Origin of the sequence: Cohnella sp. GCM10027633, from assembly GCF_042675445.1 — a bacterium.
Taxonomy (GTDB): Bacteria; Bacillota; Bacilli; order Paenibacillales; family Paenibacillaceae; genus Cohnella.
The window spans coordinates 211,131-222,640 of sequence record NZ_JBHTGV010000001.1 but is presented as its reverse complement, the minus strand read 5'-3'; the positions used below and the strand labels follow the sequence as shown (position 1 = coordinate 222,640).

The 11,510-nt window shown below is 59.7% G+C and carries 10 protein-coding genes; all 10 read left to right on the top strand.

From position 1 onward, the window contains the following. Positions 1–4 precede the first annotated feature (4 nt). Positions 5–376 carry an iron chaperone gene (locus ACFQZG_RS00910; protein ID WP_378149199.1) on the top strand — a complete coding sequence of 124 codons (372 nt, stop codon included), beginning with the start codon at positions 5–7 and terminating at the stop codon, positions 374–376. A gap of 88 nt (positions 377–464) precedes the next feature. Next, the gene (locus ACFQZG_RS00905; RefSeq protein ID WP_378149198.1) at positions 465–1,445 is read left to right on the top strand and encodes an aldo/keto reductase; all 981 of its coding nucleotides are present in this window, start codon (positions 465–467) and stop codon (positions 1,443–1,445) included. A gap of 127 nt (positions 1,446–1,572) precedes the next feature. Further along, on the top strand, positions 1,573–2,691 hold the full coding sequence (locus ACFQZG_RS00900) for an FAD-dependent oxidoreductase (RefSeq protein WP_378149197.1): 1,119 nt from the start codon (positions 1,573–1,575) through the stop codon (positions 2,689–2,691). A 74-nt stretch (positions 2,692–2,765) separates the two neighbouring features. Further along, positions 2,766–3,884 carry a GNAT family N-acetyltransferase gene (locus ACFQZG_RS00895; protein ID WP_378149195.1) on the top strand — a complete coding sequence of 373 codons (1,119 nt, stop codon included), beginning with the start codon at positions 2,766–2,768 and terminating at the stop codon, positions 3,882–3,884. 27 nt (positions 3,885–3,911) lie between these two features. Then, on the top strand, positions 3,912–5,087 hold the full coding sequence (locus ACFQZG_RS00890; RefSeq protein ID WP_378149193.1) for a serine hydrolase domain-containing protein: 1,176 nt from the start codon (positions 3,912–3,914) through the stop codon (positions 5,085–5,087). A gap of 21 nt (positions 5,088–5,108) precedes the next feature. Beyond that, positions 5,109–6,335, top strand: a complete 1,227-nt coding sequence (locus ACFQZG_RS00885; RefSeq protein ID WP_378149192.1) for a M20 metallopeptidase family protein — start codon at positions 5,109–5,111, stop codon at positions 6,333–6,335. 238 nt (positions 6,336–6,573) lie between these two features. Further along, entirely contained in the window at positions 6,574–7,905 is a 1,332-nt protein-coding gene (locus ACFQZG_RS00880) for an LLM class flavin-dependent oxidoreductase (protein ID WP_378149191.1), read from the top strand. Positions 7,906–7,924: 19 nt separating this feature from the next. Then, entirely contained in the window at positions 7,925–9,616 is a 1,692-nt protein-coding gene (locus tag ACFQZG_RS00875; protein WP_378149189.1) for an ABC transporter substrate-binding protein, read from the top strand. A gap of 18 nt (positions 9,617–9,634) precedes the next feature. Further along, positions 9,635–10,561: an ABC transporter permease gene (locus tag ACFQZG_RS00870; protein WP_378149187.1), complete on the top strand. Its 927-nt coding sequence runs from the start codon at positions 9,635–9,637 to the stop codon at positions 10,559–10,561. A gap of 12 nt (positions 10,562–10,573) precedes the next feature. Next, complete coding sequence (locus ACFQZG_RS00865) at positions 10,574–11,491, top strand: ABC transporter permease (protein ID WP_378149185.1); 918 nt, start codon at positions 10,574–10,576, stop codon at positions 11,489–11,491. Positions 11,492–11,510 lie beyond the last annotated feature (19 nt).

Sequence of the window (11,510 nt, the reverse complement as noted above, 5' to 3'; positions counted from 1 at the left end):
GATCATGGAAGTATTCGAGCCGTTCCTGGCGAAGATCGACAACCCGGATCATCGGATGCGCGTGGAGGAAGTGTTCGAATGGGTCATGCGGAAATATCCGCATCTTGAGACGAAGATTGCCTGGAATCAGCCGATGTTCACCGATCACGGCACGTTCATCATCGGCTTCAGCGTAGCCAAGCAGCATATGGCCGTCGCCCCCGAACGGGCGGGCATGAACCATATCGCGGACGATCTCGCGCAAGCCGGTCACGACCATACGCAAGAACTGGTACGGTTTAAGTGGAACCGTCCGTTCGATTACGCGCTGCTCGAGAAGATGATTTCGTTCAATATCGCGGACAAAGCGGGATGCACGACCTTTTGGCGGAAATAGAACCGAACGACCCTCTTGACTTAGAGTCCACTCGAAGCGGGATAATCATAGAAGCGATCCCAGACCACTTCGAAAGCAGGGACAATACATGGATTACGTGAAGCTAGGAAATACCGGACTGGACGTGTCTCGCATCTGCCTAGGATGCATGAGCTTCGGCGTTGCCGAAAGATGGACGCATCCGTGGGTACTCGACGAAGCGAACAGCCGGCCAATCATCAAGAGAGCGCTGGACCTGGGCATCAACTTCTTCGATACGGCGAATATCTATTCGGTCGGATCGAGCGAGGAAATCGTCGGCAGGGCCCTGAAGGAATACGCGAACCGAGACGAGGTCGTCATCGCGACGAAGGTTCACTTCCGGATGCGGGAAGGACCGAACGGCGCGGGTCTATCGCGTAAAGCGATTATGAGCGAGATCGATAAGAGCCTGAAGCGACTCGGCACGGACTACGTCGATCTCTACCAGATTCACCGCTGGGATTACAACACGCCGATCGAAGAGACCATGGAAGCGTTGCATGACGTCGTGAAGGCGGGAAAAGCAAGATACATCGGCGCGTCCGCCATGTACGCCTGGCAGTTCTTGAAGGCGTTGCACGCGGCGGAACGGCACGGTTGGACCCGGTTCGTGTCGATGCAAAACCATCTGAATCTCATCTACCGCGAAGAGGAGAGGGAGATGATGCCGCTGTGCAAGGAAGAGAAAATCGGCGTCATTCCGTACAGCCCGCTCGCTTCGGGCAGACTGGCGCGCGACTGGTCCGAGCAGACGCATCGTTCCGAAACCGACCAAGCGCAGAAGATGAAATACGACGCGACCGCGGGCGCCGACCGTCTGATCGCAGATCGGCTAGCCGCGATCGCGGAACGACGAGGCGTTCCCCGCGCTCAGATCGCGCTGGCGTGGTTGCTTCAGAAGCAACCGGTGACGGCTCCGATCATCGGAGTTACGAGCATCCCCCAGCTTGAAGAATCGGTCGGCAGCCTGTCGGTGACGCTATCTTCCGATGAGATCCTGGCGCTGGAAGAGTTGTACGTGCCGCATCGCGTCGTTGGCGCGCTGTAATCAAGTTTGCGTTCGAAAGACGCCTTGCCTTCCCGGCAAGGCGTTTTTCGTCTTCGTAGAAACATTTTCCATTCGGTCACGTCTAACCGTTATTACCAATCGCCAGCTATACGATCGGAGAACTGTTATGAGAATCGTCATTATCGGCGCCGGCATCGCAGGGTTAGCGACGGCTGCCGCGCTACGAATGAGAGGTCTGAACGTCGCGGTGTACGACAAGAACGCAGGATTGGAAACCCGCGGCGCGGCGCTGACGCTGTGGTCCAACGGCACGGATGCCTTGAAGCGGCTTCAAGCGCTGGAAGAGGTTCAGGCTCATGCCGAGATCTTGTTCAAGGCTAATATGTATACGAGCGGAGGCAAATGGCTGGAGAGCATCGCTATCGACTACGGAACGCCGACGGTAGGCATTCCTCGCAACGCGCTGCTTCGCATTCTGGCGGACAAGGCAGGAGCAAGCACGATTACGTGGAACAAGAAAATCAAATCCGTGTCCGGAAACGCTCTCGTATTCGAAGACGGATCTACCGTCGATGCGGATCTAATCATCGCGGCGGACGGGATCCATTCCGTCATTCGGCGAACGTTCGCGAACGATTCCTTGCGCTATAGCGGGTACACGTCATGGCGCGGAATATCAAGCGTGTCCGTTCCTTCAGCCTATGCCGGCGCGATGACGCAATATTGGGGAAACGGCCGCCGGTTCGGCTTCGTGCCCTTGAAGGGCGGCCGAACATACTGGTTCGCGACCGCGAACGCTAGGGAGGGAGAGTCGCGAATGGAAGGCGTCGCGCGGATGGTCGGCTCTTTCCCGGATCCCGTAGGGGCGATCTTCGCGGGACAAGCGCCATCCGAGATCATCCACTTGGACCTGTACGACCGGCGTCCCTTGCGCGGATGGTCGTATGGGAACGCGCTGTTACTTGGCGACGCTGCCCATCCGATGACGCCAAGTCTCGGACTCGGCGCCTGTACGGCGTTGGAAGACGCGGTCGTGCTGTCGGATTGCTTCGCCGGTTCGAAGTCCATCGAAGGAGTCTTGAACGCATTCGAATCCTTGCGCGTTCGCCGAGCGAACCGAATCGTCCGATTATCCCGTCGCGTCGGGATGATCGGTCAACTGAGGCATCCCGTATGGTGCGCGTTGAGAAATCGCATGTATCCTCTCGTGCCGAATCGATGGAAGCAGCGCGTGTGGAACGATTTATACGGATTCGTCACCGGGGATGATCCGAGTTTGCTATGATAGAGGTTAGCAAGAAGCGATTTCAGGAAAGGGCACCGCAGCGATCGCGCGAAAGGCGCCTAGAGGAGTACGACATGATCGAATATAGAAAGGCAAGACCGGACGAGCGCGAGGCCTGTATCGAACTGGCCAACCTGGCGTTTCAATTCGATTTGGAAGCGCAACTGCCGAAAGTATACGGCAAAGACTCGTCATTCACCTCTCTGCATAAGGTAGCTGCGGACGAACATGGCAAACTTCGCGCCCAAGTGGCCGTGCTGCCGCAACGATTGCACGTAGGCGATCATTCTCTCCGCGCCGGATTCGTCGGGATCGTGTCGGTGCATCCGGAAGCGCGCGGAGAAGGACATATGAAAGCGCTAATGAACGAATGGCTGGACGAGATGCGCGACTCATACGATATGGCCGTCTTGTGGGGGCAGCGCCAACGATACGAGTACTTCGGTTTCACGCAAGGCGGCGTGCAATTCAAGTATTGGATCGGAGAGGCCAACGTGCGCCACGCGCTGCGGGAGACGAACGCGGAAAGGTTGTCGTTCCGTCCCTTGTTCGAGGTCGACGGCGCGGACAGCTTCGCCCACGCGCTCAACGCATCGCGACCGGCATACGTTCGGCGCGAAGACGAGAGCTTGCCCGATTACTTCAAGACGCTGAAGCAAGTCGCGATCGGAGTGCTCGACGATGACAAGCTGATCGGCTATGTAATCGCTAACGACAAAGGCGACGAGATCTCCGAGTTCGCGATCGAAGATCAAAGCGATATTACGCGAACGATCAAAGCCTATATGAAGCACGCAGGCGCGGATAGAATCTCGATTCTCGTTCCCGAATACGATACGGCGCTGAACGCGATCTTAGGCGGGTTCGCGGAAATCTATACGATCGAGACGGTCAATATGTATCGCATATTCGACTACGCGAACGTGATGCAGGCCTACTTGACGCTCAAGCATCGAACGATCGGACTTGCACATGGCGTATTCTCGGCCGTTCTGGACGGACAGCCGGTTACCGTGCGATCCGACGAGAACGGCGTGACCGTCGAGCGGTCCGCCTTGGCCGGCGCCGTGACGCTCGACCAACGGCAAGCTCAGACGCTTCTGTTATCCAGGCACGGCGTATACCTTCCCGTATCCGCGCCAGCCGGCTGGTTTCCGTTGCAGTTGTTCTGGTATACGGCCGATCTATTCTAAGTTATCGTCGATAAGGAGATCATGCGCATGTTGGACCTATCCGCAATGAATCATTTGAAGCAAGCTTTAAGACAAGGGATCGAGAATCGGGAGTTAGCCGGCGCGAACATGCTGCTGTTCAAGGACGGCAACGAGCTGTTCTATCATGAAGACGGCATGGCCGACTTGGAAGCGGGAATTCCGGTGAACAGGCGCTCGGTCTTCCGCATGTATTCGTTCACGAAGCCGGTGACGGCGACCGCCGCGATGATCTTGCTGGAACGAGGGACGATCGACTTGTTCGACCCGGTGAGCAAGTACTTGCCGGGTTTCAAAGATCAGATGGTCGAGGAGGCTGGAAGCCTCGTTCCCGTCGCCCGCGAAGTCAACCTCCACGACCTGCTCTCCATGACCTCCGGATTGGTGTACGGGGGAACGGACAGGGCAGGCAAGGAAACCGAAGCGTTGTTCCGGGAGATCGATCGCGAATTGTTAGGCGAGACCCCGCTGTCTACGCTGGACGCGATGAACCGGCTGGGCGCATGTCCCTTGTCCTTCCAACCCGGCTCGGCTTGGCAATACGGGACTTCGGCGGACGTGCTCGGCGCGGTCATCGAAGCCGCTGCCGGCATGCGGCTCGGCGAATTCATGCGCAGAGAGCTGTTCGAGCCGCTGGGCATGCGCGATACGGGATTCTGGCTAAGCGAAGACAAGCGCGATCGCCTCGCCTATACGTACGCGGACGACGGCGAAGGCGGATTGACGCGCTACGAGGGCAACCACCTCGGCATCATTAACCGGATGGATAGGGACCCCGCATTCGAATCGGGTGGCGCGGGCCTCGTCTCGACGATCGACGACGCCTCGCGATTCACGCGGATGCTTATCAACGAAGGTTCGTTGGACGGCGTACGGATATTGCGTCCGAAGACGGTCCGTTACTTGACGTCCGCGACGTTGACGCCGGCGCAGCAGAAGGGCTTCGATCTATGGCATACGCTCCGTGGACATAGCTACGGCAACTTCATGCGGGTCATGACCGACGGCACGCGCGCAGGCATACTGGGAAGCAACGGGGAGTACGGTTGGGACGGCTGGCTCGGCGCTTACTTCTGCAACAGTCCGAAGGAGAACTTGACGTTCCTGTTCATGATGCAGAAGAAAGACGCGGGAACGACGACGCTCACCCGCAAGCTTCGCAACATCGTGCTCAGCGCATTCTAAGATCGCAAGGAGAGTATGAAGATGAGCGAGACGATCGACACGGCACCGGTCTATCGATGGCTGGAGGAACGGGAGACGGAATGGATCGCGCTGCGAAGAGAATTCCACAGGCATCCCGAAATCTTATACGACGTCGATCGAACCGTTTCGCGAGTCGCGGAGCTTCTGTCGGGTTACGGGCTGGAAGTGCGGACGGGCGTAGGCGACCATTTCGGCCGAGGCGTCGTCGGCGTGCTGCGCGGAAGCAAGAAGGGCAGAACCGTCTTGCTTCGAGCGGACATGGACGCGCTCCCGATTCATGAGCTCGGAGATAAACCCTACCGCTCCGAAACCGACGGCGCGATGCACGCTTGCGGGCACGACGCGCATATGACGATGCTGCTGGCCGCAGCCTATGGCCTTAGCCGAATTCGCGAACGATTGACCGGTACCGTTATATTCGTATTCCAACCCGCGGAAGAGGGCGCGGCGGCAAGCCCGTTGGACGGCTTGCTCAGAAGCGGAGGAAGAGACTTGGTCGAGAGCGGGGTGGCGGACGAAGCGGACGCGGCATTCGCCCTTCACGTCTGGCCCGACCTGGAAATCGGCAGGATGGCGGTGCACCGGAGAGAGGCGATGGCCAACTCGAGTCACTTCCACGTCGAATTCACGGGGCGTTCCGGTCACCACGGAGAGCCGCATCTGGCCGCCGACGCGCTGCTGATGGCCGCTCACTTCGCGGTCGAGGCGAGGAGCGCCGTCGCGGCGTCGATCGATCCGCACGAGCGCGTCGCGTTCGCCTTCGGCAAGCTGCACGCCGGTACCGTGGGCAACGCGATCGCGGAATCGGCGGAAGTCCGCGGGACGTTCCGCGCGTTCGATGCCGCGACCGTGCAACGCATCCGCTCGATTCTGGAACGTTGCGCATCCGCCTGCGCGGATCGGTTCGGCGGTACGTGCGAGTCGCGATTCCGAATGGGCAAGGCGCTGATCAACGACGAAGGAGCCGTGGAAGCAGCTAGGAGAGCCGGTGCTCTCGTATTCGGCGAGCGACAGGTCGAGCGGCTCGATAAGCCGAGCCTGGCCGGAGAGGACTTCGCTTACTACTTGGATAAGGCGCCGGGGGCTTTGGTGCTGATCGGCGTAAGGAACGAGGAGAAGGGCATCGTCCATCCGCTGCACCACCCGGCGTTCGACTTGGACGAGAGGGCGCTCGCGCTAGGCGCCAAGCTGCACGTGCAGCTGGCGGTCGACGCGCTATACGATTGAATCGGCAATAAGGCCGTTCTAGATGTCATCGGAGATGACGTCGAGGACGGTCTTTTTGCCGTTTTCGCGCGGACATCCAGGCAGGTCGCTTCCCCAATGATCGATTTCCCCTATTAGACATTCGAACTTTTCTATTATCCGCCGACCGATAATTCCCTTATAGTAGCAATTAAATACTCCTTTAAATCAAGTGGATTACTAGGAATTAAATCTATCAAAGGGATGGAGAGGATCATTCATGGCGGAAAAAAGAAAGTTGAGACTCGGCGCTGTCATTCACGGAGTAGGTTCTAGCGTGTCGGCATGGCGGCATCCGGACGTTCAGTCGGACGCCAGCATCAATATCGGCTACTACCGACAGCAGGCCGCCAAAGCGGAGGAGGGCAAATTCGACTTCGCGTTTATCGCGGACGGCCTGTACATCAACGAGCTCTCGATCCCGCATTTTCTGAACCGGTTCGAGCCGATCACGCTACTGTCTTCGCTCGCCGCCGTCACGAGCAACCTCGGTCTCGTCGGCACGCTGTCCACGTCGTACAGCGAACCGTTCAACGTCGCGAGGCAGTTCTCTTCGCTCGACCACATCAGCGGAGGACGCGCCGGCTGGAACGTCGTCACGTCGCCGGGCGTCGGCACGGCGTCCAACTTCAATAAAGGCGATCATCCGGAGCATGCGTCCCGTTACGATATCGCGGAAGAGTACCTCGAAGTCGCCAAGGGGCTGTGGGATTCGTGGGAGGACGACGCCTTCGTGCGCGACAAGGAGAGCGGCGTGTTCTTCAATCCGGAGAAGCTGCACCGCCTCGATCATAAGGGCAAGCACTTCTCCGTCCAAGGACCGCTTAACATCGCCAGGTCCAAGCAAGGACATCCGATCGTGTTCCAGGCGGGCTCTTCGGACGCCGGGCGGAACCTTGCGGCGAAGACGGCCGACGCCGTGTTCACCGGCCACGAGACGATCGAGGAAGCGCAGGCGTTCTACGCCGACGTGAAGCAGCGCGCCGCCGCGTACGGCCGTTCGCCGGACAGCATCCTCATCTTCCCGGGCATCGGCCCGATCGTCGGCGCGACGCTCGAAGAAGCGGAGCGCAAATTCGAGGAGACGGCGAGCCTTGGTTCGATCGAAGACGCGCTGCGATACTTGGGCCGGTTCTTCGATCATCACGACTTCACCCAGTATCCGCTCGACGAACCGTTCCCGGATCTCGGCTCCCTTGGCTCGAACGGGTTCAAGAGCACGACGGACCGGATCAAGCTGAAGGCGAGGGAGCAAGGCCTGACGCTGCGCCAAGTCGCGCTCCGTTCGACGACGCCGCGGGGCAACTTCATCGGCACGCCGGATCAAGTGGCGGACGAGATTCAGCGCTGGTTCGAGACGGGCGCGGCCGACGGCTTCATCGTCGGTTCGGGCGTTCCGAACGGCTTCGAAGACTTCGTGGAACAAGTCGTGCCGATCCTTCAAGCGCGCGGCCTGTACCGCACCGAATACGAGCACGATACGCTTCGCGGCAATCTAGGCTTGCCGTTCCCGATCAACCGCTACGCCAAGCAAACCGTAACTTCCAATTGAACTGGAGAGTGTCCATCCGATGAAATCTTTCGTTAAACGTTCGCAAGCATTGTTGACGCTCGTATCCGTGCTGCTCGTCGCGACCGCGTTGTCAGCTTGCGGCAACGACAATAACAAGGAGGAAGGCGCGGCCTCCGGCAACGCCTCCTCGAAACCCGCCTCCGCATCGGCAACCGAATCCGCATCGCCGCAAGCGTCAGCCGCGCAAGGCGGCGTGCTCACGTATGCTCTTGCGACTTCGCCCGATTCGCTCGACCCCGCCCGCAGCGGCCTCGCGGTCGCGTCCCGCGTCTACAAGACGATCTTCGACAACCTCGTCGTCACCGACGCGGACAACAACATCAAGCCTTGGCTCGCCACGGAATGGACGGCTTCGGAGGACGGCCTGAGCTATACGTTCAAGCTCCGCCAGGACGTCAAGTTCCAAGACGGCACGCCGTTCAACGCCGAGGCGGTGAAGTTCACGTTCGACCGGATCAAGGATCCGGCGACCAAAGCGTCCAACTCCGCCGCGCAGCTCGCCGCCTACGCATCGTCAGAGGTTATCGATCCTTATACGATCAAGCTGAATCTGTCCATCGCTTCCCGCGCGTTCCTCGGCAACCTCAGCAACGCGACGCTCGGCATCGTATCGCCGACGGCCGTGCAGAAGTACGGGGACCAATTCGGCAAAAACCCGGTCGGTACCGGTCCGTTCAAGTTCGTGAAGTGGGTGGAGAACGCCGACATCGAAGTCGCGCGCAACCCGGATTATGCTTGGGCGCCGGGTACCGTCGACAATCAAGGAGCCGCTTATCTGGACGGCATCACGTACAAGATCATTCCGGAGGAAGCGACACGGATCGGCAGCGTGCAGAGCAAGCAGATTCTGGCCGCCGAAACGGTGCCGCCGCAGAACATCGTCTCGATCGAAAGCGATTCTTCGCTGCAGCTGCTGAAGTCGAACACGGTCGGGTTGCCTTATACGCTGTTCATCAATCAAGACCACGCGCCGTGGGACGACGTCAAGGTAAGACAGGCGCTCCAATCCGGCATCGACGTCGGCGCGATCGTGAAGACCCTATACTTAGGCACGTACGAGCAAGCATGGTCGTCTCTGACGCCGGGCATATTCGGTTACGACGCCTCTCTCGAAGGTTCGGTTCAGCCCGACGCCGATAAAGCCGCGAAGCTGCTCGACGAATCCGGCTGGGTACTCGAGGCGGACGGCATCCGCGCCAAAGACGGGAAGAAGCTGACGCTCCATTACGTCGACGGTTCACCGAACCGGGAGAAGCGCAACGATATTGCCGTCATCATCCAGCAGCAGTTGAAGAAGATCGGGATAGAAGTGAATATCGAGCTCACGAAGGACGTCTTGACCAAAGTTTATACGAACAGGGAGTACGACATTTACGGCAACAGCCAAGTGAACAGCGACCCGAACGCGCTCTACTCGTTCTACCACACGGCCGCTCCCGGAGCCTTCGGCAACATCGCCGGCGTGTCCGATCCGCAAGTCGACCAGTGGCTCGAGCAAGGCGCGGTCGAGAAGGACGACGCGAAGAGGGCGGAGCTGTACAAGAACGTCCAGCATTACATTAAGGACAATGCGGTCATCATTCCGATCTACGTGTTCCCGTACACGGTCGCGGCAGGCAAATCCGTGCAAGGACTGAAGTTCGACAAGTACGGCTATCCATTATTTAATGACGTTAATCTTAAAAAATAACGCGAGGAGGTAGTATCGGTGGTTAGAGCGGTATCGGAACGGGTCATCGCCTCGCTGCTCGTCATCACCGGATCGTCCGTGCTCGTCTTCGTCATCATGTACTTGCTTCCCGGCGATCCGGCCGGTTCCATCCTCGATCCGTCGATGGCTTCAGCCGAAGCGCTCGCCGAGCTCCGCCGTCAGCTCGGAACCGACCAGCCGTTCCTCATGCAGCTTGCCGATTACTTCGGCAAGCTGCTTCGCGGGGATTTCGGCAAGTCGCTGCTCAATTCCGAGCCCGTGCTGCCGAAGATCGTCGAGCACTTGCCGGCGACGCTCGCGCTGGCCGGGGCGAGCACGCTCATCTCGGTAACGGTAGGGGTGCTGCTCGGCGTACTGTCGGCCATTCACCGGAACAAGACGATCGACGTCGTCGCCCGGATCGTCGGTTTGCTCGGCATCTCGATGCCGACGTTCTGGTCCGGCATTCTGCTGCTGCTCGTCTTCTCGATTCATCTCGGCTGGGTGCCGGCGATGGGCTCGGACGGCTGGAAGACGCTCGTGCTGCCGGCGGCGACGCTCGGGTTGATCGGCGCGGGCTACATCGTGCGCATGGTCCGCAACAGCATGCTCGAAGTCGTGAACGAGCCCTTCATCGTCACGCTCCGGTCCAAGGGTCTGTCCGAGCGCGCGATCATGTACCGGCACGCGCTTCGCAACGCTCTCATTCCGACGGTGACGATGATCGGCATGCTCGTCGGCGAGATGCTGGCGGGCGCCGTCGTCATCGAGACGGTGTTCTCCCGGCAGGGGATCGGGCGCATTCTCGCGGACGCCATCATGGCCAAGGACTTGCCCGTCGTTCAAGGCGTCATCTTCTTCTCCGCCATCGTCTACGTAGCGGTTAACTTGATCGTCGATCTGTCGTATTCGTTCATCGACCCGCGCGTCAGGCGCAAAGCTTAAGGAGGAGAGTACATGAGAGATACGGCAACTGCATCGGCAACGACGGCAACCGCGAAAGCGGTGCTGCGGGGGAGCAAGTGGGAGCTTCCCGCGCTGCGCGCCCCCGCAAGGCGGCTATCCTTCGCGAAGCTGTTCGTCGGGCTCGCGGCGCTCGTCATCGCCTTCATCGCGCTGTGCGCGATCGCGCCGCAATGGGTGGCGCCGTATTCGCCGACGGAGATGATGGCGGACAGCCTCATGCAAGCCCCGAGCGCCGCGCATCCGTTCGGAACCGATTACTTCGGCCGGGACGTCTACAGCGTCGTCGTGTACGGCGCGCGGGACTCGCTGTTCATCGGGCTGCTGTCGGTGCTCGTCGGCGGATTGATCGGCGGTACGATCGGCGCGCTGTCCGGTTATATCGGCGGTTGGTTCGATGCGGCCTTCATGCGGGTCGTCGACGTGCTGATGACGATTCCCGGCATCCTGCTGGCGCTGGCGATCGCCGCCGCGATGGGGCCGAGCATGACGAACATCGTGCTGGCCGTCGCCGCCGCTTCGATTCCCGGTTACGCGCGCGTAATGAGAAGCCAGACGATGAGCATTAACGGACGTCCGTTCATCGCGGCGGCGCGATCGATCGGCGTGACGAACTTCGGGATTTTCTGGCGGCACGTGCTGCCGAACTCGCTGTCCCCGATGCTCGTCATGTCGACGATCGGCATTGGCACGTCCATCTTGGCGGGATCGGGACTGAGCTTCCTCGGGCTCGGCCTGTTGAGAGAAATTCCGGATTGGGGCACGCTGCTGTCGCAAGGCAGAGGCTACCTGACCGTCGCCTGGTGGATTTGCACGTTCCCGGGGCTGGCGATCACGATGCTCGTGCTCTCCGTCAACATCATCGGCGACCGGTTGCGAGACGAGTTGGATCCGAAGAAGAAGGACAATTAATGTCATTAACGATATAGTG